Origin of the sequence: Aeromonas dhakensis, assembly GCF_000820305.1 — a bacterium.
In the GTDB taxonomy this organism is placed as follows: Bacteria; Pseudomonadota; Gammaproteobacteria; order Enterobacterales; family Aeromonadaceae; genus Aeromonas; species Aeromonas dhakensis.
In genome coordinates this window covers 179,210-202,218 of sequence record NZ_CDBH01000064.1, presented here as the reverse complement: position 1 = coordinate 202,218, position 23,009 = coordinate 179,210, and the positions used below count along the sequence as shown (strand labels likewise).

Here is a 23,009-nt window from a genome sequence, read left to right as displayed (position 1 = left end):
ATAAAGCCGGGTTACCCCGGCTTTATTTAGTCAAGATGCACGGCCAGCTCAACTAAATTTTTATACGTTGTTAAACGTCGCTCCAATAGCGACAGCTCCTTTTCTGCCAAAATAGTATTTTCTTCTACAGTCAAATTTCGCATACGCCTAACACAATCTATTGTTAACGAGATAAAACGATTGGAATGTTCATCATCTAAATTCGGATTTAATAGCCCCTCATAAGTTATGACTAAAATATTTTTCAAGGAAATCATATATTCACCATCTTTAAATGGATTTGCATACCGTTCACAATCCACATCCTCAATATAACTTCCTATGGCACTACCTGCTTTTATAAAACATTGAAAATGTTGTTCTTCATATTCACTTGTCAGACTATTGAAACCTTTCAGCTTAGGATGATTATCTGTCTTAGGCATTTTGCCATCCACTACAGATCGATAATCTTCATTGTTTTTTTCACACAGAGAAAACAGGTAAACAAGAAAAATCAGATTTAATGTGCAACCTTGGTAATTGACGATGGACGCGATCGTTCGATCCAACACTTGCTCTGTTTTTCTTAAGCTCAATGAAAAATGATCACAAACAGCTGTCAATACATTTACCAACACTTGGCTATTAGTGATCTCAGGCCATACATTGACATGCTCAAAATGCAATTCTTTATCTACAATTGCCTGCTTAATAAACTCTCGCCGAGAGATACTACCTAACGTAAATCGCCTATGAAAAAATCGCCCCAGATAGCTTTCTGCATCAAAACCATCGCCATAAATGACCTTGATAGCATGCTGTAACTGCTCAGTATCCGTTGCCAAAACAAACACCACGTCCTTAATATCAAAGATATGCTTGATAGTTTCCAACATCTCCACTGCATAAGAGGGGCGGCAGCGATCAAGTTCATCAATCAAAATAAAGGCGGGGTAATCCAAACGACCATGGCCATCCAATTGGTCTAAGTTTGTTGAAACAGCTCCTTCAACCCATTGCCGGATCTCTTGTGTAAGATACTGGATAGATTCATAACGCTCTTTGTGATTGCTGCAAAGCGTATCAACCAGTTTGTCTGCGTCTTCCCCTTCCACAGAAAAGTCACCATCTTCCAGTCCAGCTTTTTTAATGGCTGACTTGAGCACCAATTTCCCGCCGACCTTGAGCAAACCCAATAGCTTGGACTTGATACCATCAGGTACGGTAAGCTTATTTCCAGCAGCATCTCTCAGTTGTTCGATAATCGACGAGATCACCGTCAACAAGGGGTCATCAGAAAAGTCCTGCTGCCAGGCATCGATATAGACGGTGGGATAGTGCTGTTTCAGCTCCATATACCAGCGCTTGATAAACCAGGTCTTGCCCGCCCCCCATTCGGCATTGAGGTTCAGTACATAGTTGCGCTGTTTGCCCTCTGTCGCCAGATAACTGGTCAGAAACTCGGCATAGCGAGCGCGATCCAGCCGATCACCTGCGAGAGTATCCTGCACTCCTTCAATTGTTCCCGGACCACTCCATGCAATGGAATTTTTCCAATCAAATTCTGCACGCGTCATAATAATTTCCTGCCTCGATATTGAGCAGGATATTACCAGAGTGAGCCCCGAAATAATTTGATGAAGATAGAAGTTTGGCGCCATATTGCTCCAGGCAAAATGGCACCAACTTAAAACTTGGGATAAGAGTGGCCAGCTCCTACCCCAGCTGCTGGCGCAGCATAAATTTCTGCACCTTGCCGGTGGAGGTTTTCGGCAGTGGGGTGAAGATGATGCGCTTGGGGGCCTTGAAATGGGCCATCTGCTCGCGGCAAAACTCGATGAGTTCGGCCTGGCTGAGTTCGCGCCCCTCCTTGAGCTTGACGAAGGCGCAGGGCACCTCCCCCCACTTCTCGTCCGGCATGGCGATCACCGCCACCTCGTCCACATCGGGATGGCGATAGAGCACATCTTCCACCTCCAGGCTGGAGATGTTCTCCCCGCCCGAGATGATGATGTCCTTGGATCTGTCCTTGATCTCCACATAACCGTCCGGGTGCCACACCGCCAGATCGCCGCTGCGAAACCAGCCCTCCGCCATCGCCTCGGCGCTGGCGACCGGGTTCTTGAGATAGCCCTTCATCACCACATTGCCGCGCAGCACGATTTCGCCCATGGTCTTGCCATCCCGGGGGACCGGCTCGCCGCTGACCGGGTTGATGACCCGCATCTCCCCCTGCAGGGGTGAGGCCACCCCCTGGCGTGCTTTCAGACGCGACAGCGTGGTGGCATCCTGCCCCTGCCAGCTTCTTTGCGGCTCGCACAGCACGCAGGGGCCATAGGTTTCGGTGAGGCCGTAGACGTGGGTCACGGCGATCCCCATCGCCTCCATGCCGGCGATCACGGTGGCGGGGGGCGCCGCGCCTGCGGTCATCGCCTTTATGGGGTGGTCGAGCCAGCGTTTGAGGGCCGGATCGGCGTTGTTGAGCATGTTGAGAACGATGGGCGCGGCGCAAAAATGGGTCACCTTGTGCTCGTGCAGCGCCTCATAGATGGCCGCCGCCTGCACATGGCGCAGGCAGACACTCACCCCTGCGGTAGCTGCCAGCGTCCAGGGGAAGCACCAGCCGTTGCAGTGAAACATCGGCAGGGTCCAGAGATAGACGCTGTGCTTGGGCAGCTCCCAGGAGAGCACGTTGTTGACTGCATTGAGGTGGGCGCCGCGATGGTGATAGACCACCCCCTTGGGGTTGCCTGTGGTGCCGGAGGTGTAGTTCAGGGAAATCGCCTGCCACTCATCTTGCGGCAGCCAGCCGGGCTCATCCCCATTGCCCTCTGCAAGAAACGCCTCATAGTCGAGGTCGACGACCAGCTCCCCCTCCCGATAGAGGGGATCGTCGATGGCGATCAGCAGCGGCTGGTTCTCGACAAGTGCCAACGCCTTTTGCACCAGGGCGCCAAACTCCCGGTCTACCAGCACCACCTTGCTCTGGGCATGCTGGAAGATAAAGGCCATCGACTCGGCATCGAGCCGGGTGTTGATGGTGTTGAGCACGGCGCCGCTCATGGGCACCCCGAAGTGGGCCTCGAACATGGCCGGGGTATTGGGGGCGACGATGGAGACGGTATCCCCCTCGCCGATGCCGCGCAGGCGCAGGGCCGAGGCCAGCTGGCGGCAGCGTCGCTCGGTCTGGGTCCAGCTCTGGCGCAGGGGGCCGTGGATCAGCGCCGGATAGTCGGGATAGACCCGGGCGGCCCGTCCCAGAAAGCTGATGGGGGTCAGCGCCTCATAATTGGCAGGATTTTTTTCCAGATCGCGCTGATAGATGTTCTGCTCTGTCATCGGGTTCCTTCCTCGCAGGTAGCAAAAGCGGTGCGCTCCCGGGAGCGCCGGCAACCACGTCTGGCGTCCTGCCAGAGGGTGCTCGTATCGGGGATCACAGCCTAGCGCGAGGTGGTGGCCACAGGTATTAGCAAAACGTCTTAGAGGCGCTGCGCCGGCGACGCCAAGCTGACCGAGCTGCATGTCGGTGCCTGTTTTTTCAGCGACAAATGTCGACGGCCAATATCCTCGGCATAAAACCCGGCAAATAATGAATATGCTGATGCTTGCATGCAAACTGGCCATATCGGGTTGCAGGCTTGCCGATATGGATATATTTACAAACAATGCCAGCTGGATATTTATGGCATAAGCAAGCACATCGGTTTATTGCCAATAAATTAATGACATATTCCTCATGAAATATATTTTGTGACGGTTTCCATAAAGCAGGCCCGCAGCGCTGTTCATGCTTCCCCTCGGCGGGTTATGGTTTCTTGGTGAAACAATCTACCGGATGTTCAATATCAGGCCAGATTTCTCGCCATACGATGCGCCACAACCAGTGAATTTGCGCACTCATGCTGCATGACGAAGGAACCCTATCGACCCGATATTCCGCCGAGCCCGAACCTGCTTTACCGAGGAGCATTTTATGTGTGCCGAGCCGAATAACCAGACCCGCAGACAATTTCCCACCGCGTTTACCATCTTGTTTTTGATCATGTTGTTGGCCATCGCCCTCACCTGGATAATTCCGGCGGGCGCCTATGCCAAGCTCTCTTATAATGCCGCCAGCCATATGCTGACCATCAACACGCCGCAAGGGGAAACCCGGCGAGTGCCCGCCACTCAGGATGAGCTGACCAGACTCGATATCAATATCGGGGTGGAGCAGTTCGTCAACGGCACCATCCGCAAGCCCATCGCCATCCCCGGCACCTATGAGCGGCTGGCCCAGGCGCCGAAGGGGCTCTCCGACGTGGCGGTGAGCATGGTCAAGGGCACCATAGAGGGGGCCGACATCATCGTCTTCATTCTGGTGCTGGGCGGGCTTATCGGCGTCATCAACAAGACCGGTGCCTTCAATGCGGGGCTGGTGGCGCTATCGCGCAAGACCCGCGGCAACGAGTTCCTGTTTGTGGCGCTGGTCTGCTTCGTCATGGCATTGGGGGGCACCACCTGCGGACTGGAGGAGGAGGCGGTCGCCTTCTATCCCATCCTGGTACCCATCTTTCTGGCGCTCGGCTATGACGCCATCGTCTGCGTGGGGGCCATCTTCCTTGCCGCCTCCATGGGCACCACCTTCTCCACCATCAACCCCTTCTCGGTGGTGATCGCCTCCAACGCCGCCGGCATCCCCTTTACCGAGGGGCTGAGCGTTCGCGCCGTCGGCTGTCTGGTGGGTACCCTGGTGGTGATCGGTTATCTCTACTGGTATTGCAAGAAGATCAAGGCCAACCCCGCCTTCTCCTACACCTATGAGGACAGAGAGAGCTTCCGGGCCCGCTTCCTGAAAGAGGGCTCCCTCGATGAAGGGGTCCCCTTCACCCTGCGCCGCAAGATCATCCTAACCCTGTTCATCCTCGCCTTCCCGCTCATGGTGTGGGGTGTCTCCATGGCTGGCTGGTGGTTCCCGCAGATGGCGGCCTCCTTCCTGGCCGTCGCCATCGTCATCATCTTCATCTCCGGCCTCAAGGAGAAAGAGGCGGTCGAGGCCTTTACCCAGGGGGCGTCCGAGCTGGTGGCGGTGTCCCTCATCATCGGGCTGGCGCGGGGGGTCAATCTGGTGCTGGATCAGGGGATGATCTCGGACACCATACTGGCCTATGCCTCCAGTCTGGTGGCCGGCATGCACGGCGCCGTGTTCGCGGTGGCCCAGATGCTGGTGTTCACCCTGCTGGGGCTGGTGGTGCCCTCCTCTTCGGGGCTGGCGGTGCTCTCCATGCCCATCATGGCGCCGTTGGCGGATACCGTGATGATCCCGCGCTATATCGTGGTGTCGGCCTACAACTGGGGCCAATACGCCATGCTGTTCCTGGCCCCCACCGGGCTGGTGCTGGTCACCCTGCAGATGCTCGGCATCCAGTTCAACCAGTGGGTCAGGTTCGTGCTGCCCATGGTGGGCTTTGTGCTGGGCTTCGGCGCCCTGATGCTGGTGGCGCAGGTGATGATGATCTAGCGTACATGGCCCCCGCCCCGGCGGGGGTCATGCCTTATCCAAGGCGCAGCTCTGAGGGAACTAGTGGCGCACCCTGTGCTGCTGGCGAAAACAGAAGAGCTTGAGGCTGATGTCGGCAAGGTCGGCAGGCAGCTCCTGCGCCGTCTCGCAGAGGGGTTGATAGAGAGAGTCCAGCAGCCGCTGGGCTTGTTCCCGGGTGATGATGCCGGCCTGCACGGCCGGTTGTATCCATCTTGGCAGCATCGACATATGAACCCCCTTGCTGACCGGATGACCGCAGCCGAATCTGGCCTGACTGCGGGTGGCGCCTGCCGGCTCACATTGCTGCGGGCCGCCAGAGACGCGCGATTGATCCTCTCTGCCAACAGAGCAAGCATAATGCTTGCCGTGATCTGTTATCGGCCACCAGCCATTCTGGCAACAGTGATTTATCAAGCGGTTGGCGCACCCTGACGGGTCCTTGTTGACGACGAGCCCCCCTTGTTTGCCACTGCGCCAGTCGGCAGCGGCAGAAGCTTGGCGCAAAATGGGAAAACAGGCCCAGCTGAATCGCAAAATGCCACTCGCAGATCGCTTTTTCTCCCTTCACCCCGCCTTTGTCGCCAAAGCCCGACACCTTTTTGGCGAGGCACTTTTCGGTGCAGTCAGGGGCTGTCGTGCCCGCACGGGCTTTGCCTTGTGCCTCCTTGCCCTTGTGCCAAGATGAGCGCAAGCAAGAGACGCATCCCGTGATGCATTTGAGGAGAAGAGAAAATGAACAAATCCATGTTGGCAGGAGTCGGGATCGGTGTGGCCTCTGCGCTGGCCTTGTCAGCCGCCGCCAGCGGATCCCTGTTTTCATCACAGCCTCAGTTCGCCGAAGTGCTGGCCAGCAAAGCGGTGACCGAGACCATCAAGACCCCCCGGCGGGAGTGTCGCAACGTCACCGTGACCCACCGCAAACCGGTGCAGGACGAGCACAAGATCCTGGGTACCGTGGTCGGCGCGGCGCTGGGCGGCGTGCTTGGCAACCAGTTTGGTGGCGGCAACGGCAAGAAGGTGGCGACCGCCGCAGGTGCCGTGGCAGGCGGCTACGCCGGCAACCAGGTGCAGGGCAACATGCAGGCCGGTGATACCTACACCACCACAGAGCAGCGTTGCAAGACGGTGCAGGAGAGCAGCACCCGCACCCTGGGCTATGACGTCACCTACCGCCTCGCCGGTCAGGAAGGGGTGATCCGCATGAACAAGGCCCCCGGCACCACCATCCCGGTAAAGGATGGCAAGCTGGTGATCGACGGCTCCCAAAGCGGCAGCTGATCCCGTCGGCTGGTCCCGCTCAGAGGCCCATCCTGGTGATGGGCCTCGCTGTTTTTGCCGCTCTTGGCCGACAACAGAAACAACAGAAAGGGGCCCGCAGGCCCCTTTTCATATTGAGAAGTCATCCTCAGTGGCGACCGAAGGGCCACCAGGACTTGTCGTTGTCCAGAATGTCGACCCGGGTCTCCTGCAGGTTGCCCGGCTGGCCACCCTGCAGCGCGGCCAGACTCACCTTGAACTGCTCGGCGGGCTCGACAAACCAGTCATCGATGATCAGCACCTTGACCGACTTGCTGCCCCCCTCGCCCGCGGCCCAGCTCACGGTCTGGCTGAACCAGGGCAGGAAATCCAGCCCCCAGTGCGCCGTGACTCCGTCAAGGGCCACCCTGGCCCGGGCCGGCTTGCTCAGATCGCCGCTGCGCACCAGCGGGATCTCGGCAAACCACTGCCCCTCGTTCACCGTCATGCTGGCACGCGCCAGCGAAATGGTGGACGGCGCCAGCTTGTCCTTGATGGTCACCAGGGTCTGGTGCTGCTCGCCCAGGGTCGCGCCGCTCGCATCAAACAGCTCCAGGGTAAAGGTCTCGTCCCCCTCGTGCAGGGTGTCGCTCTTCACCGGGATGCTGATGGTCTGGCTGTCGCTCTGGCCAGCGGCCCAGTGCAGGGTGCCGGTGAGTGGCGCCACGTCGCTTGCGTCCGCGCTGCCGTAGGCAATGCGATAGCTGACGCTGGCCTCCCCATAGCTGCCGTCACGGCGCGCCACGCTCAAGGTCAGGGTGTTGCCCTCCTCTACATTCGCAGCGGCGCTCTCGAGGCTCAAGACCCCGGCGGGCGGCAGCGGGTACTGGATGGCCACCAGCACGGGATCGTGATCCGAGGCGCTGAAGGGCCCTTCGGATTTCGCCAGCTGGCCGCTGTACTTGCTGCCGTACTCGAAGAAGTTGCTCTCGGCGGAGTTGATGTGCCAATCCTCGATGCCGATCACCTTAGCCGCGAGGCTCGAGTTTGCCAGGGCGTGATCCAGGTTGCCGAGCTCCCCTTCATAGCTGTAGGAGTAGGTGTCGGTGCCGTGGAAGCGGGTGTTGAGGTTCACCAGACCATACCCCTTGCCAAGGGCGCTGCCGCTCTCCTCGAAGGGCTGGCCCGCCAAGGTGGTGAAGGAGGCGCTCATGATCTGGCGCGATTGAGCGGCCGGATCATAGTCGGTCAGCACCCGGATGGGATCCTCCATGCCGTAGGCGTTCATGTCGCCGATGAGCAGCAGATCCCCGGCCAGATCCTTGAGGCTCTCACCCAGCACCTTGGCGGCGGAGACTCGCAGCGCGTTGCAGTGGCCCTGGCCATCCAGCGGATCGGCGCTGGCGTAGTCGGGGTAATCCTCGAAGCAGGCGGAGCCCTTGGACTTGAGGTGGTTGACCACCAGGGTCAGCGGCGCATCCCCCTTGGGCGAGCTGAAGCGCTGCACCAGCGACTCGCGCATCCCCTGATTGATGGTCACCGGCTTGCCGCTGGCGTCCTGCGCCTCGGCCTGCTGCACCGGTAGCGCGATGAGACTGGCGGCCCCCTCCGGGGTCACCTTGGCGGGCCGGTAGATGAGCCCCACCGTGATGGCATCGGTGCCTATCGGCTTGCCATCCGGCGAGGCAATCCAGCGGTAGTGATCCGCCTCATCCGGCAGGGCGGCGTTCAGGGCCGCCACCAGGTTGGCGATGGCGGAGTTGTCGCCGTAGCCGTTGTTCTCTATCTCCATCAGCCCCACCACGTCGGCGTTGAGGCGGGTGATGGCGCTGACGATCTTGGTGCGCTGCAACTCGAACTCCGCCACCGTCAGGGCGCCCCGGTTGCTGCCGGTGGGGTTGGCATCGCCCCCCACGACCGTGGTGAAGAAGTTGAGCACGTTGAAGCTGGCGACCCGCAGATCCCCCGCCTCGGCGAGTTCGGGGGTTTCCACCCGATCCCAGCCACTGTGATCTATCTGGCTTGCATCAATGCGGTTGCTGGCCACCAGACGGAACAGGTTGTAGGAGTAGCCAAGCGCCCCCTCCAGCCCGTTGAGCTTGTCGCCGATGCGCAGGTAACCGTCCTCGGCGTTGAAGCCGGGGAACCAGGGCAGCACGCCATCCGGCGCCTTGGCGTCGGTCTCCACCACCAGCTGGTTCTGCTGGTTGCGCAGGGCCCAGTTGCTCGCCTCCTCGCTCATGGCGGCAAACTTCTGGGTCGACTTGATGAGCGGCGCGCCATAAGCCAGCACCAGGTTGTTGCGCTTGCCGTCGTAATCAAAGCTGAAGTTGCGGGTCACCACCAGGCTGGATTCGGGCACCAGTCGCACCTGCATCCCCTCGTGACGCTCCAGCAGCTGGCTCAGGCTCTCCCCCGCCACCGGCACCAGATCCACCGCAGCCGGAACAGCGCCTTGCGGCCGAGTCACCACCAGCTCGTCGGCGTTGATCTGGGTCTGGTTGAAATACTCTTTCACCTTGCCCGAGACGCACACCTCGGCCCCCGGCACAACGGCGGCGTTGGCCTTGGTGCTATAGACAAAGAGGCCGTCGGAGGTGGCCGGATCGCCGTCCCCCTGCTCATCCTGAATGAAGAAGCCCTTGTAGAGGCCGCTCACTACCTGAGTCACCACACCGCGGGTGGCATAGGCCTGCTCCGATTCAAACTTGCCGGCCGGCACCAGCGGGCTGCTGGTGCCTGGGCCCTGAATGGCGGGCACCGGCACCAGGCTGTCCACCGGGCAGACGAAGGCGGGCGGCTGGGTGCCATCGCAGGGGCCATCGCCGCTGCAACCCAGGCCACTGGCGTCATCTTTCGGGGCGGCCACGTATTCGAGCGCCGGATCGAAGGGGGCGGTTGCATCAGTCCGGCCTGTGGTGACGGTGGCCTTGCGGCGCAGGGTCATGTCCAGAGTCGAAACGTTGCCGGAGACCCAGGCCGTACCCGGATCCACCCCCACCTGGCCGAAACTGTCGATTATCTCGCTGCCGCGATAGAGCACCAGGGCATCGTCACCGTTGAACACCAGGTTGCCGCTGGTGCGGTTGGCCTTGGCCAGGATCTCGCTGCTGGCGGAGGGGTTGGCCAGCACCAAAGTGGCCCCCGGGGCCAGCGTGCCTTGCAGCGCCAGGCTGTTGGTAGGTGATTCGCTGATGGGTTTGCCGTTGGCGTAGAGCGCCAACCGGTATTGGGAGAGATCGACGGCGTCGCTGCCGAGGTTGCTCAGCTCCACCGCCTTGTTGTTGCCCGAGCCTTCCAGGTATTCGCTGATAAGCAGCTGTGCCTGTGCCTGTCCCGCCAGCGCCAGCCCGACGGCCAGCGCTACCAGAGAGTGTCTTCCTGACATGCCAGTTTCCTTTTCTTTTTGACGTTATGTTTTGCGCCCCGCCAGGCGGGCCGCAGCACCTTGTTACGATTCTGATTGAGCATCATGGCGGCCTCGGCCAACCACGGCGCCTACTCTGCCCGTTTCGGCGCAGGGCCGCCGCGAGCTGGCTAACAATTACAGAAAAATGTTGCGGTCACGTGACGAAAAAGGGGCTTTTTTTCAGCCCCCTTGCCGTTATTTTCCGTTATTTCCCGCCCACCGGTATTTGCTGTCGCCAATATGCAAAAGAGGCGCACAAGATGGCGACACAAGTTGACATAGTGCGTAAAAACAGTCGCTTGCCATTTCCAGGCCGCTGCGCGGACCAGGCTGTTCATTATTTGTGCTGACAGCCCGGCAGTGCAGTATGCCTGTTCCCCAGTGCCCGCCCGAAATAACGGGATGCGTGTTTGACCGGCGGGGTGAAAATAACCCTCGCGGCCTATTTCAGCCGCTGTCACCTCGCTGCCGAATAACGGCTTGAGAAGCTAATCGAGGGGCGACCCCATCACCCCTTGCAGCACTTCTTCACCGCCCGCACCACGTTCTGATAACCGGTGCAGCGGCACAGATTCCCCGACAGGCCGCGGCGGATCTCCGCCTCGGTCAAGGGTCGGCGATCTGTCTTGTCGAGCAGGGCGGCGCTCGCCATCACCAGGCCCGGGGTGCAAAAACCGCACTGCACCGCCCCCTCGTCGATAAAGGCCTGCTGAACGTCGGAGAGCTCACTCCCTTTACGTTCCCCCTCCACGGTGCGGATGGACTTGCCATCGGCCCATACCGCCAGATAGAGGCAGCTGTCGAGGGCCACGCCATCGACCCGCACGGTACAGGCGCCGCACTCGCCGACGCTGCACCCCTCTTTCACGCTGATAAGCCCCAGCCCGCGCAGGAAGTGAAGCAGCGACATGGTGGGCGACACCGCATAGGAGTAGGGCTTGCCATTGATCTCGCACTGGATCTCCACAGCGGGACAGGTTTGCGGTTGCATCATAGGATCTGGCCTCCGGCCCGTTCGACGGCGCAGGTGACCACCCGCTGCGCCAGGGTTTTGATAAGGTGCAAGCGGAACTCTTTCTCCGCCCGCCAGGAGGAGCGCGGCGCCACATCGGCCACCACCGCCTCGGCAATGGCGGCCAGTGTGGCACGGGTCAGGGGTTGCCCCTCGGCTACAGCTTCCGCGTGAGGGGTGCGCACCGGCGTCGGCGCCGCCACGCCATAGGCCAGCCGCAGGCGCTTGAAGTGACCATCCTCAATCTGGCAGTAGGCGGCGCAGCCTATGGTGGCGATGTCCATGGCCCCTCGCATGGCGTACTTGAAGTAGTGGGATCCCGCATGGGGGTGCGAGTCCGGGGCAAAGTGGAATGCTACCAAGATCTCCGCCGGTTGCAGCGCCACCTTGCCGGGGCCGGTGTGAAAACCGGCGATGGGGATGCGGCGCGTGCCATCGGGGCCGGCGATCTCCAGCTCTGCTTCCAGCGCGACGGTGGGCGCCGCCGAGTCGGCACTGGTGGCGCCGTTGCAGATGTTGCCGCCATAGGTGGCGACGTTGCGGATCTGCGGGCCTGCGATGGTGGCGGCCGCCTCGGCCAGCATCGGCAGGCGGCGCTGCACCAGCTCGTTTTCGATGAGCTCGGTAAAGGTAGTGCCGGAGCCGATGCGAATAGAACCGTCAGCCAGCTCGCTCACCCCCTTGAGCTCCGGCAAGTCGTGAATATCGACGATATGGCGATAGGCGGCGTTGAGGTGATGCAGCTGGATCATCACATCGGTGCCACCGGCCAAGAGACGCGCCTCGGGGTCGGCCTGGCGCAGGGCAACCGCCTCGGCCACGCTGTGGGCCTTGTAGTAACGGGCAATATCAAACATGGCGTTGCTCCTCCCCTGCTCCCTCGCCAATCAGACCCGCCGCGACAAACTCCCGGAACAGGGTTTTGGGGGTGATGGGCAGCTCATTGATGGCGACGCCGGTGGCCATCCTGATGGCGTTACGAATGGCCGGGCCCGGCGAAATGATGGGCGGCTCCCCCAGGGATTTGTGGCCATAGACCGACTGGGGCTCGTAGGTCTGCACGAAGTCGCACTCGAGTTCCGGCAAATCCAGCATGGTGGGGAACTTGTAGTCGAGCAGATTGGGGTTGCGCACCACGCCGGTCTTGGCGTCGATGATCATCTCCTCGAACAGCGACCAGCCGATCCCCATCCCCATGCCGCCGTGCACCTGCCCCTGTGCCAGCTGCGGGTTGAGGATCTTGCCCGCATCGTGCAGGTTGAGGATGCGATTGATGGTCACCTTGCAGAGATCGATATCGACACTGAGATCGACAAAGGTGCAGCCAAAGCTCGGTGGGTTGGTGGTGGTCTTGTGGGAGACCTCCGAGGTGATCTGGCCGCCGATGGTGAGATGGTAATAGGCGTTGACCGACACCTCGGCGACGCTGATCAGCACCTTGTCCGGCGCACCCGCCAGCACCACGTAACCGTCGATCAGGGTGAGCGATCCCACATCCTGATGGCAGAGCTGAGCCGCCAGCGAGAGGATGCGGGCCCGCAGTTGCAGCGCCGCCTGATGGATGGCGGGGGCCGCCACATAGCTCTGGCGCGAGGCGAACGAACCCGGATCGTAGGCGGTGATGTCGGTATCCTGGGTCGAGATGACCCGGATCTGCTCAAACGGAATGCCTAACGTCTGGGCCGCCATCTGGGCAAAGACGGTGTCCGATCCCTGTCCTATCTCGGTGGCGCCGATCTGCAGATTGACGGTGCCATCCTGATTGAGCAGCATGCGGGCGCCGGCAATTTCGACCCCCACCGGATAGGTGTTGGATCCATAACTGAAACACGCCACCCCGATGCCACGGCGCACCCGACTCGCCGGATCCTGCGCCAGACACTCGGCCTTGAGCCGTTCCCACTGGAACTGCTCGCCACCCCGACGCAGACACTCGGGCAAACCCGCACTGTAGATGGTCTTCTGGTTGACCTGATTGACGTCCCCCTCGCGGGCCACGTTGGCGATGCGCACCGCAAGCGGATCCAGACCCAGCTCGGCGCAGGCATCGTCCAGCATGCATTCGAGGGCAAACACCACCTGCGGCGCGCCATAGCCACGCATGGCACCGGCGGTGGGCAAATTGCTGTAGAAGGTTTTGGCGTCATAGCCAAAGGCGCTGCGCGGATAGAGGTAGCTTATTTTGTTGGCGCCGGCGCTGGCGATGGAGTGACCGTGGGAAGCATAGCCGCCGGTGTTGGAGAGCACGTCAAGCTGATACCCCTTGAGGGTGCCATCCCGGTTGATGCCAAGGGTGCCGTCGATGGCAAAGCCGTGGCGGGTACGAGAGGCAAAGAAGCACTCCTCCCGGCTCAAGGTCACCTTGACCGGCACGCCGCCGAGCTTGTAGCTCAAAAACGCCGCCATCGGCTCTTCCAGCACATCCTGCTTGTTGCCAAAACCGCCGCCCATGTAGGGCTTGATCACCCGCACGCTCGACCAGGGCAGGCCGAGGGATTTGGCCACCCGGCTGCGCACAATCTGGGGGATCTGGGTGCTGGTGACGACGATGATGTGGTCCGGCTGATCCATGTAGGCGTAGCAGGTCACCGTCTCCAGATGGCAGTGCTGCACCACCGGCGTCTGGTAGTGCCCCCTGAACTGCAAGTCGGCGGCGGCGATGGCCTGCTCCGGCTCTCCCGCCCGGATCTGGCTCTGGCGCAGCAGGTTGCCGGTCGGGTGGATGGGATAGGCCCCCTCGGCCAGGGCGCTGGCCGCATCCGTCATCACCGGCAGCGGCTCGTAGGTCACCTTGACCAGGGCGGCAGCCTTCTCGGCAACCAGCGGATCGCGGGCCACGACTATGGCGACGCCATCGCCAAAATGGCGCACATGGTCGGTGAGCAGGCGCCGGTCTTTCACGTCCCGCTTGGTCTCATCGAGGGACCAGGCGTGACCGGCGGTGCGAAAACAGGTGGTGGGCACATCCTCGTGGGTGAACACGGCTTCGACCCCGTGCAGGGCCAGCGCTTCGCTGGCGTCGATGGCAAGCACCTTGCCGTGGGCGATATGGCTTCGCACGTATTTGGCGTGGCGCATGCCGAGCATGATGTTGTCGTCGGTGTAGCGGGCGCTGCCGGTCACCTTGGCCTCGGCATCCACCCGCTTGAGCGGTAATCCTATGGACATATGCAAGTCCTTTGTCAGGCAAAAAAAATCAGAACCGGTATAAAAAACAGCAAGATATGCGCCCGTTTCCGGCAAGGCGGGCCAACCGGGGGGCAAAGGCGGCGAGCAAAGGGAAGAAGTGTGAAGAAGATCCCATCCGGCGCCCATCAGGCTCTCCGTCATGGCCGTGGCCGGCCCCGCAGCAGCAGCCCATGGAGGACTCGGCGGCGCCAGTGGTCGGGCGGCGTTATCAATCTGGTAAGCCCCGTTATCAAAATGGTATGAGTTTGGTTTGCGGCGCGGAGCCGGCCAAGAGAGGCTGGCCCCGCGATAGAGAAGGACGCGATGCGGACTAGATGGCCCAGCCGCCGGCGTAGAAGAGCACCAGCGCCAGGGCGATGATGACGGTGCCGACGTTGAGCTTGCGCCACTCCTTCGAGCAGATGCGGCCGATCACCAGGGCGCTGAAGCCCAGCATGATGCCGGTGACTATGTTGCAGGTGAGCACGATGAAGACGGCGCACAGCAGGCCGGACATGGCGCCGACGAAATCATCGAAGTCGAGCCGGGCGACGTTGCTCAGCATCAAGAGCCCCACGTACATCAGCGCCGGTGCGGTGGCATAGGCCGGCACCAGGTAGGAGAGCGGCGAGAGGAACAGCATCAACAGGAACAAGACCCCCACCACGGTGGCGGTGAGACCGGTCTTGCCCCCTGCCGCCGTGCCCGCCGCCGATTCGATGTAGACGGCGGCCGGCGCGGCCCCCACCAGACCGGAGAAGATGCTGCTGATGGAGTCGGCGCTGAGCGCCTTGCCGCTGTTGATGATGTGACCGTCCTTGTCCAGCAGGTTGGCCTGCCCCGCCACGGCGCGAATGGTACCGGTGGCATCAAACACCGCCGTCATCACCAGCGCCAGCACGCTTGGCAGCACCAGCGGCGAGAGCGCCCCCATCACGTCCAGGCTGAAGATGAGGGAGTTGCCCTGCTCGTCGGCGAGGCTCGGCATGGCGAACAGCCCCTGGTACTTGACCGCCGGATCGAAGATGAGGCCGAAAATGGAGATGGCGATGATCACCAAGAGGATCCCGCCCGGAACTTTAAGCTTCTCCAGCCCGACGATGACCGCCAGCCCGATGAGGGACATGATGACCGGCATGGAGGTAAAGGCCCCCAGCGCCACCGGCAGCCCCTCCAGCGGGTTCTTGATCACCAGCCCCACCCCGTTGGCGGCGATCAGCAGCAGGAAGAGCCCGATGCCGATACCGGTGCCATGGGCGATCCCCATCGGCAGGTTGTCGAGGATCCAGCTGCGCACCCCGGTCACCGAGATGGCGGTAAACAGCACCCCCATCAGAAAGACGGCGCCGAGCGCCACCGGGATGGAGATCTGCTGCCCCAGCACCAGGCTGAAGGCGGTAAAGGCGGTGAGCGAGATGGCGCAGCCGATGGCCATCGGCAGCTTGGCCCAGAGCCCCATCAGCAGCGAACCAAAACCCGCTACCAGACAGGTGGCCACGAACACGGCGCCGGGGGGAAAGCCCGCCTTGCCGAGCATGCTGGGCACCACGATCACCGAATAGACCATGGCGAGGAAGGTGGTGAGCCCCGCCAGCACCTCCTGGCGCACGTTGCAGCCTCGCTCGCTGATCATGAAGTAGCGATCGAGCGCGCCGCCGGCGGGCTGTCGTCCCGCCGCCCCCTTGTCCGCAACTGCCCCGTCCATCTCGTTTATCCTGTTTGTCTGGCTCATGGCCGACTCCTTCCTGCATCCCTGAATGTGTCGTGTCGAAATGGCGGTCGGTGCCGTGGATCTCTGCTGCCACGGTCGCCGGCATCATGGGGTTGGCAGACAAGGCAAACGTTTAACTTGCCGTCTAAAAAAAACCGGGCCATTTCACCTGCTGTGGCGGGGCAAGCGCCTCGCCTGTCGTGCGGCGCAGGCACCACGCTGGCCCCTGCTGCCGTGTTCCCGGGGCGAGCATGCCCGCCCCTCTGCTTTGAAAACCGGATCAGCCCCGCTCGTGCACCAGCTGACCATCCACATAGGTGCGGTAGATGGATCTGTCATCCCCCAGGGTCAGCAGCACGAACAGCTTGTCGCGCAAGGTGGTGGAGTTGTCGTAGCGCAGCTGCTGCAGCGGGGTGGCGACCGGGTCGAGCACCACGAAGTCCGCCTCCTTGCCCACCGCGAAGCTGCCGATCTGCTCGTCCAGCCCGAGCGCATGGGCGCCGCCCAGGGTGGCCAGATAGAAGGCCTGATAGGCCGAGAGGCGCTCGCCCTGCAACTGCATCACCTTGTAGGCCTCGTTGAGGGTCTGCAGCATGTTGAAGGTGGTGCCGGCGCCGATGTCGGTGCCCATCCCCACCTTCACCTGCTTGTGCCACGCCTTGTGCAGCTTGAAGAGGCCACTGCCGAGATACAGATTGGAGGTGGGGCAGAAGGCGATGGTGGAGCCGGTCTCCTTCAGGCAATCCCACTCCTGCTCTTCCAGATGGACGCAGTGGGCAAACACGCAGTTATGGCCGGTGAGGCCGTGCTGGTGATAGACGTCGAGATAGCCCTGATGCGCCGGGAAGAGGGATTTGACCCAGGCTATCTCGTCCTTGTTCTCGCACAGGTGGGTGTGCAGGTAGGTGGTCGGGTACTCTTCGCGCAGCCGCCGCGCCATCGCCAGCTGCGCCGGGGTCGAGGTGGGAGCAAAGCGCGGCGTGATGGCGTAGAGCAAGCGGCCGTTGCCGTGCCAGCGCTCGATGAGCGCCTTGCTCTGTTCATAGCTGCTCTCGGCGGTATCGAGCAGATAGTCGGGCGCGTTGCGATCCATCATCACCTTGCCGGCGATCATCCGCATGTTGATGCGACTGGCCGCCTCGAACAGGGCATCCACCGATTCGGGGTGGACGGTGCCGAACACCAGCGCCGTGGTGGTGCCGTTTCGCAGCAGCTGCTTGATGAAGAAGGTGGACATCTCGCGGGCGTACTCGAGATCGTTGTAGCGCCGCTCGGCCGGGAAGGTGTGGCGGTTGAGCCACTCCAGCAGCTGCTCGCCATAGGCCCCCACCATCTCGCTTTGCGGGTAGTGGATGTGGGTGTCGACAAAGCCCGGCACTATCATCTTGCCGCGATAATCCCGCACCCGCACCTGGGCCGGAATGCGATCTCGGCCCTCCTCCCACTGGCCGAACCAGTCGATGCAGCCGTTGCGAATGATCAGCAGGCCATCTTCGATGAGACGGGCATTGGGCTCTATCTCCTCGGGCTGGCTCACCACCCGGGTGATGTCAAAGAAGCTGCCGCGCACTGCCTTGACGGAGTTGTCGTTTTTCATCTCTCAATTCCCTCTAGTTGTTCGTTAGCCGCGATCCACTTGCGGGGCGCGCACCTGGGCCTCCTCCGTCGCCAGCCCCTGTTGGCGGGCGGTGGCCGACGGAGCGGGCCGGGTAGCAAAACGGGTGTCGGGTTTGTCGCTCAGCTGGATCAGCTCTACCGCCTCGGCGGCATTGGCGGCCGCCTTGCGTCTACGGCTCTGGGGCAGCACCAGGTTCATGATGATGGCGGTGATGCCGCCGGCGCAGATGGGGTTCTCCACCAGCATGTAGATCCCCGCCGGCAGCACTTTGAACACGTTCGGGTCATAGGAGACCCCGAGCCCCAGCCCGAGCGAGGTGGCGACGATCAGGGTCTCGCGCCGATCGAAGCCGTGACTGATGATGATGCGCCCGCCGGCGATGGCGATCATGGAGAACATGATGACCATGGCGCCCCCCATCACCGGCGACGGTATGGTGGTGAAGAAGCGCCCCACCACCGGGAAGAGGCCGAGCAGCACCAGGATGACGGCGATGAACTTGCCCACGTGGCGCGAGGCCACCCCGGTCATCTGGATGACGCCGTTGTTCTGGGCGAAGGTGGTGAGCGGCAGGGAGCCGAGCGCCGAGGCGATCACCGACACCAGGCCGTCCGCCAGCACGCCGCCGGAGAGCCGTTTTTGAAACTCGGGGCCCTGGATCTGCCGGTGGGAGACCATGGCGGTAGCGGTGATGTCCCCCACCGCCTCCAGCACGCTCAACAGATAGATGGTGCCGGCCAGCACGAAGGCGTGCAGATCGAAGGAAAAACCGTACTTGAACGGGATGGGCACAGTGATGAGCGGCAGGTTCTCAAGGGCGGAGAAATCCACCATGCCGAGCATCAGGGCCACCGCATAGCCCACCAGCAGGCCGATGGCGATGCCGCTCATGCGAAGCAAGGGGCTCTTGCTGCAGTTGAAGGCGACGATGACGCAGAGCACCAAGAGCCCCAGGCCGATGTTCTCGTATTTGCCGAAGGTGCCGCTGCTCATGGCGGAGAAGCCGCCGCCAAAGTCGATGATCCCCACCTTGATGAGGCTCAGGCCAATCATCAGCACCACCACCCCGCTCACGGTCGGGGTGATCACCCGCTTGAGGTAGGGCAGCACGAAGGAGGAGCCCATCACCAGGAAGGCCCCGACGAAGGAGACCCCGAGCAGGGTCGAGACGATCAGCTCCTCGTGCAGGCCATCTTTTTTCATGGCGCTGCCGAGCGCAATCATCACGGTGACGAAGGAGAAGTTGACCGACTGGATGGAGAGCAGCCCCGAGCCGATGGGGCCGTAACGGTTCACCTGCAGCCAGGTGCCGATGCCGGAGGCGATCATCGCCATGGAGACCAGGTAGGCGGTGGTCTCGGTGGAGAGGCCAAGGGCCCCGCCCACGATGAGGGCCGGCGTCACCATGGGAACAAAAATGGCCAGCAGGTGGGTCACGGCCCCCATCAGGGTTTGGTAAAAGGGAGGTTTGTCTTCGAGCGCGTAAATCAGGTCCGAGTGCTTGCGTGTTGTTTTAGACATCTTGATTGTCCCATCACACAGAATATGGGCGGAGTACTCATTCCGCTGTCAGGTGCTGGGGGCGAGCCTGTGCCCGCCCCTCACCTTTTCTTTTGTTATGCCGACGCTTGTTGCTCCAGCTTGCCCAGTTCACGCAGGATCTGCTCCGGCGTGAAGTGCCACTTGCGCAGCCAGACACCGCAGGCGTCGTGGATGGCGGTGGCGATGGCAGGTGCGGCGCCGTTGACCCCGATCTCCGAGATGGACTTGGCGCCGTAAGGGCCGACCTTGTCGTCACTCGGTACTAGGAAGGCCCGAAAATCGCGCGGAATATCGCCGATCTTGGGCGCGCCATAGCTCTTCAGATCCCGGGTCAGCGGAATGCCCTTGCCGTCGTAGCAGATCTCCTCGGTCAAGGAGTGGCCGATGGCCCGCATGGTCGCCCCGTAGATCTGGCCGAGTGCCAGCTCCGGGTTGATGGGGGTGCCGCAGTCGAGCAGGGCGTAGAACTTGTCGAGCCGGATCTCGCCGGTTCTGACGTTGACCGCCACCTCGGCGAAGTTGGCGCCGTACGGGAAGGCGAGCTCAGAGGTGATGTAGCTGGCGGTGCCCACCAGGATACCGAAGCCGGTACCTGTCTCGGCCTTGTGGGCCAGCTTGGCGAGGCTCACCTCCCCCAGCTTGCCGCGCACCACGCCCGGGAACGCCAGCTCAACATCGGCTACCGGCTCGCCCAGCATGGCGGCGCCGTGGAACAGGATCTTCTCCTTGAGGTTCTCGGCCGCCTTCTTGGCCGCGTTGCCGGAGAAGCAAGTACCTGACGAGGCGTAGGCCCCCTTGTCGAACAGGGCGTGGTCGGTGTCGCCGGAGATGACGTGCACATCTCCGAGCGGGCAGTGCAGCACCTCGGCAGTCAGCTTGGCCACCACGGTATCCAGGCCAGTGCCGATATCGGCGCCACCGGAGTGGACGATAAAGGTGCCGTCAGATTCCAGCTTGACCATGCAGTTGGCCTGATCGATATCCGGGATCCCCGATTTTTGCATGATGATGGCGACGCCACGGCCGATGCGCCAATCCCCGTCCGCGGGTTTGGGGCTGTCCCACTCGATGAGCTCGCGCCCCTGTTTCAGGATGGGCTCAAGGGCGCAGCTGGCCGCGTGGGGCACCGAGGTGGGCATCTTGCCCTCGCCGATGGCCCCCAGCACCTTGAGGATATCCCCCTCGTGCACCCGGTTGTGCTCCACCATGTCGAGCTGATCGATGCCGAGTTTCTCGGCCAGTTCCGCAATGGCCATGGTCAGCGCGAAGTTGCCCTTGGGCGCGCCATAACCCTGATAGGCGCCGGTCGGGCAGATGTTGCTGTAGTAGGTGTTGACGGTAAAGCGCACATTCTCGCACGGGTAGAGCGGCAGCGAGAGCGCCGGGCCGTTGCTCGGCACCGTCAGAGAGTGGTTGCCGTAAGGGCCGGTGTTGGCGCGAAAATCCATCTCGATGGCGGTAATGGTGCCATCTTTCTTGGCCCCCACTTTCACCTTCACCTTGGCCACATGGCGGGAGGTGTTGCTGATGAACTCCTCTTCACGGGTGTAGCGGAAGGTGACCGGACGGCCGGTAACCCTGGTCGCCCAGGCGCACACCTCTTCCAGCAGGATATCCTGCTTGGAGCCAAAGCCGCCCCCTACCCGCTCCTTGATCACATGCACCTGGTGCTGCTTCATGCCGACGATGCGCGCCACCTGACGGCGCACGTGCCAGGGCACCTGGGTGGAGGCGTGGATCACCAGCCGATCCCCATCCATGTAGGTGAAGCAGATGTGCGGCTCGGTCGGGCACTGCTGGGCCTGGGTGGATTCGTAGGTGCGCTCGACAATTTCATCCGCCTCGGCAAAGCCCTTGGCCACATCGCCAATCTGGCCATGGACGCTGGCGGCCAGGTTCTCGTGCGGGCGAGAGCCGATGGGGAAGTTGATGATCATATGCTCGTCGCCACGGCGCACCGAGCAGGCGTTCTGCTGCTCCAGATCCGCCGGCGCTCCGGCCATGTAGACGATGGGCTCGTCGTGCACCAGCGGTGCATTGGGGGCCATCGCCTCGTCTATGCTCATGACCGCCGGCAGCACCTGATACTCGACCTCGATGAGTTTGAGCGCCGCCAAGGCGATGGCTTCGCTCTCGGCCACCACGGCGGCCACCCGATCCCCCACGTGGCGCAGCTTGCGGCCAAACATGCGGCGATCCAGCGGTGACGGCTCGGGGGCACTCTGGCCACCCGGGGTGTAGTAGACATCCGGGCAGTTGAGGTGGGTGATGACATGCACCACCCCCGCCATGGCTTCGGCGCGGCTCACGTCGAGTTTGGTGATCACCGCATGGGGATGGGGGCTTCGCAGCATCTTGATGACCAGCGCATCCTCGGTGACCCTGTCCTCCACGTAGCAGGGTTTGGCCTGCACCATCTTGGCGGCGTCCACTTTCGGGCAGCTCTTGCCGATGTGGCGCAGATCGTCACGAAACTCGGGGGCAATCTGGCACAGGTAATCGGGATCCTTGAGGCGCGAGCTGGCGAGCTCGATGGCCTGATAGAACTGCTGGTAGCCGCCATCGCGGTGAAACAGGCCCGAGAGGGCGTCGTCGATTTGATCACGGGTGGGTTCGGGATGGCGATCAAGCAGGTCGGTGACGATGAGCGCCGCGGCCGGATCGTTGTAGCCGGACTGCACCACGCCCACGTCCACCATGGCCTGCTGCACAAGACTGAGCTGGTTCCAGCTGCCGAGCGACTCGGCGGTGCGCACCTCTGCCCCCTCCAGCTGGGCTGCGATCAGCTGGGAGGCGTTGATCACCTTGCCATTGAAGAGGATGGCGTCGGAGCCGGCAAAGCCGAAGCCGTCGTCGCTGTTGCGCACCGAGTGCATCCGACACTGGTTGAACAGCACCCGCTGGGCATTCTCGCCAGCCGGGGCGATGACGGTGCGCAGGGCACCGTTCAGGGTAAAGTTGAGTTCCATCATGCCTGTACCTCCTGCTGCTGGCACTCCACCAGCAGATCCGCCACCACCACGCCGCTGATATAGCGCTTGTAGGCCACGCTGCCACCGAGATCCGCGCGCGGCGCAATCAGCGCGCTCACCGCCGCCTCCAGCGCCGCATCGTGCAGCTCATGACGCTCCACGTCCCGCAGGCGCATCGGTTGCGGGGTGACACCCGCCAGGGCGACCCGCATCTCGCCAAGGGCGTCGAGGGCCACCGCAGCAGTCATCACCGCCAGGCCGTCGGCGTTGCGGCTGATGCGACGAGTGGCGCAGCGCAGCTCGGGCTCCGGCAGCACCACCCCCAGCACCAGCTCCTTGCGCTGGCCGGCCAGATAGGCATCGATGGGTTGCAGCTGGTTGTTCTCCAGCACCACTACCGCTTCGAGCACCAGCAGCACCGGCAGCAGGGGGGAGTCCTGCTGCTGGCAGGCAATTTCGCCACCGAGGGTGGCCTGATTGCGCAGATGGCGGGAGTAGACAAACCCCAGCGCCTCACACAGGGCGGCCGGGGTACGGGGGTCGTCTTTGAGGGCTTGCAGGGTGACGGTGGCGCCGATGTGGAGCTGGCCGTGCTGCTGCTCAATCTGGCCAAGTCCGAGCTTGTCCAGCGAGATGGCGACCTTCTTGTCGGTGCGGGTCGGGGCGGCGTTGAGCTTGCTGCCGCCCCCCATGTAGACGGCGTCGTTGCCAAAGCGGGCCTTGAGTTCCAAAGCCTGACCCAGTTGCTCGGGTCGGAAGAATTGCTCAATCATGTGTCGTCCTTACTCTTGCTGCCCGCCGCCGGGAAAATCCACAGGGCGGGCAATCCAGTCCAAAC

14 protein-coding genes are annotated in these 23,009 nt (G+C 62.0%); 2 read left to right on the top strand and 12 right to left on the bottom strand.

Annotation, left to right across the window (positions count from 1 at the left end):
• Window positions 1–26: 26 nt before the first annotated feature.
• Together BN1143_RS19145 and BN1143_RS19140 are read right to left on the bottom strand one after the other, a co-directional pair.
• Window positions 27–1,559: a KAP family P-loop NTPase fold protein gene (locus BN1143_RS19145; RefSeq protein ID WP_042051755.1), complete on the bottom strand. Its 1,533-nt coding sequence runs from the start codon at window positions 1,557–1,559 to the stop codon at window positions 27–29.
• Between the two features lie 139 nt (window positions 1,560–1,698).
• Window positions 1,699–3,321 (bottom strand): acyl-CoA synthetase, encoded by a 1,623-nt coding sequence (locus BN1143_RS19140; RefSeq protein WP_042051754.1) that lies wholly within the window; start codon window positions 3,319–3,321, stop codon window positions 1,699–1,701.
• Window positions 3,322–3,955: 634 nt separating this feature from the next.
• On the opposite strand from BN1143_RS19140, the gene BN1143_RS19135 reads away from it, so the two are divergent.
• Complete coding sequence (locus BN1143_RS19135) at window positions 3,956–5,482, top strand: YfcC family protein (RefSeq protein ID WP_042051751.1); 1,527 nt, start codon at window positions 3,956–3,958, stop codon at window positions 5,480–5,482.
• Window positions 5,483–5,542: 60 nt separating this feature from the next.
• Here the strand turns inward: BN1143_RS19135 and BN1143_RS19130 are convergent, their stop codons facing one another.
• The gene (locus tag BN1143_RS19130) at window positions 5,543–5,731 is read right to left on the bottom strand and encodes a hypothetical protein (RefSeq protein ID WP_017764436.1); all 189 of its coding nucleotides are present in this window, start codon (window positions 5,729–5,731) and stop codon (window positions 5,543–5,545) included.
• Between the two features lie 504 nt (window positions 5,732–6,235).
• Here BN1143_RS19130 and BN1143_RS19125 point away from each other — a divergent pair.
• The gene (locus BN1143_RS19125) at window positions 6,236–6,781 is read left to right on the top strand and encodes a glycine zipper 2TM domain-containing protein (protein ID WP_042051750.1); all 546 of its coding nucleotides are present in this window, start codon (window positions 6,236–6,238) and stop codon (window positions 6,779–6,781) included.
• A 127-nt stretch (window positions 6,782–6,908) separates the two neighbouring features.
• On the opposite strand, the gene BN1143_RS19120 is transcribed toward BN1143_RS19125, so the two are convergent.
• The 9 genes from BN1143_RS19120 to ygfM all read right to left on the bottom strand — a co-directional run bounded on the left by BN1143_RS19120 (window position 6,909) and on the right by ygfM (window position 22,944).
• Window positions 6,909–10,127 (bottom strand): ExeM/NucH family extracellular endonuclease, encoded by a 3,219-nt coding sequence (locus BN1143_RS19120; RefSeq protein WP_042051748.1) that lies wholly within the window; start codon window positions 10,125–10,127, stop codon window positions 6,909–6,911.
• 529 nt (window positions 10,128–10,656) lie between these two features.
• Window positions 10,657–11,142, bottom strand: coding sequence for a xanthine dehydrogenase iron sulfur-binding subunit XdhC (gene xdhC, locus BN1143_RS19115; protein ID WP_042051747.1), 486 nt, complete (start codon window positions 11,140–11,142; stop codon window positions 10,657–10,659).
• Window positions 11,139–12,017, bottom strand: coding sequence for a xanthine dehydrogenase FAD-binding subunit XdhB (gene xdhB / locus BN1143_RS19110; RefSeq protein ID WP_042051745.1), 879 nt, complete (start codon window positions 12,015–12,017; stop codon window positions 11,139–11,141). The genes xdhC and xdhB overlap by 4 nt, the downstream gene beginning before the upstream one ends.
• On the bottom strand, window positions 12,010–14,328 hold the full coding sequence (gene xdhA, locus BN1143_RS19105; RefSeq protein WP_042051743.1) for a xanthine dehydrogenase molybdenum-binding subunit XdhA: 2,319 nt from the start codon (window positions 14,326–14,328) through the stop codon (window positions 12,010–12,012). Before xdhA ends, xdhB begins: the two co-directional genes overlap by 8 nt.
• Before the next feature lie 331 nt (window positions 14,329–14,659).
• Window positions 14,660–16,033, bottom strand: coding sequence for an NCS2 family permease (locus tag BN1143_RS19100; protein ID WP_042051742.1), 1,374 nt, complete (start codon window positions 16,031–16,033; stop codon window positions 14,660–14,662).
• A gap of 286 nt (window positions 16,034–16,319) precedes the next feature.
• Window positions 16,320–17,636 (bottom strand): guanine deaminase, encoded by a 1,317-nt coding sequence (gene guaD / locus BN1143_RS19095; protein WP_010633916.1) that lies wholly within the window; start codon window positions 17,634–17,636, stop codon window positions 16,320–16,322.
• Window positions 17,637–17,660: 24 nt separating this feature from the next.
• The gene (locus BN1143_RS19090) at window positions 17,661–19,178 is read right to left on the bottom strand and encodes a nucleobase:cation symporter-2 family protein (protein ID WP_042051740.1); all 1,518 of its coding nucleotides are present in this window, start codon (window positions 19,176–19,178) and stop codon (window positions 17,661–17,663) included.
• Window positions 19,179–19,273: 95 nt separating this feature from the next.
• Window positions 19,274–22,171, bottom strand: a complete 2,898-nt coding sequence (locus tag BN1143_RS19085) for a molybdopterin-dependent oxidoreductase Mo/Fe-S-binding subunit (RefSeq protein ID WP_231570697.1) — start codon at window positions 22,169–22,171, stop codon at window positions 19,274–19,276.
• Complete coding sequence (ygfM, locus tag BN1143_RS19080; RefSeq protein ID WP_010633913.1) at window positions 22,168–22,944, bottom strand: molybdopterin-dependent oxidoreductase FAD-binding subunit; 777 nt, start codon at window positions 22,942–22,944, stop codon at window positions 22,168–22,170. Before ygfM ends, BN1143_RS19085 begins: the two co-directional genes overlap by 4 nt.
• Window positions 22,945–23,009: the final 65 nt, after the last annotated feature.

Excerpts from the sequence above, each read along its gene's own strand:
- BN1143_RS19100 (WP_042051742.1), bottom strand. The coding sequence starts at position 16,033 with ATGGACGGGGCAGTTGCGGACAAGGGGGCGGCGGGACGACAGCCCGCC.
- BN1143_RS19125 (WP_042051750.1), top strand. The coding sequence starts at position 6,236 with ATGAACAAATCCATGTTGGCAGGAGTCGGGATCGGTGTGGCCTCTGCG.
- BN1143_RS19140 (WP_042051754.1), bottom strand. The coding sequence starts at position 3,321 with ATGACAGAGCAGAACATCTATCAGCGCGATCTGGAAAAAAATCCTGCC.
- BN1143_RS19090 (WP_042051740.1), bottom strand. The coding sequence starts at position 19,178 with ATGTCTAAAACAACACGCAAGCACTCGGACCTGATTTACGCGCTCGAA.
- BN1143_RS19135 (WP_042051751.1), top strand. The coding sequence starts at position 3,956 with ATGTGTGCCGAGCCGAATAACCAGACCCGCAGACAATTTCCCACCGCG.
- guaD (WP_010633916.1), bottom strand. The coding sequence starts at position 17,636 with ATGAAAAACGACAACTCCGTCAAGGCAGTGCGCGGCAGCTTCTTTGAC.
- ygfM (WP_010633913.1), bottom strand. The coding sequence starts at position 22,944 with ATGATTGAGCAATTCTTCCGACCCGAGCAACTGGGTCAGGCTTTGGAA.
- xdhB (WP_042051745.1), bottom strand. The coding sequence starts at position 12,017 with ATGTTTGATATTGCCCGTTACTACAAGGCCCACAGCGTGGCCGAGGCG.
- xdhA (WP_042051743.1), bottom strand. The coding sequence starts at position 14,328 with ATGTCCATAGGATTACCGCTCAAGCGGGTGGATGCCGAGGCCAAGGTG.
- BN1143_RS19085 (WP_231570697.1), bottom strand. The coding sequence starts at position 22,171 with ATGATGGAACTCAACTTTACCCTGAACGGTGCCCTGCGCACCGTCATC.
- BN1143_RS19130 (WP_017764436.1), bottom strand. The coding sequence starts at position 5,731 with ATGTCGATGCTGCCAAGATGGATACAACCGGCCGTGCAGGCCGGCATC.
- xdhC (WP_042051747.1), bottom strand. The coding sequence starts at position 11,142 with ATGATGCAACCGCAAACCTGTCCCGCTGTGGAGATCCAGTGCGAGATC.
- BN1143_RS19145 (WP_042051755.1), bottom strand. The coding sequence starts at position 1,559 with ATGACGCGTGCAGAATTTGATTGGAAAAATTCCATTGCATGGAGTGGT.
- BN1143_RS19120 (WP_042051748.1), bottom strand. The coding sequence starts at position 10,127 with ATGTCAGGAAGACACTCTCTGGTAGCGCTGGCCGTCGGGCTGGCGCTG.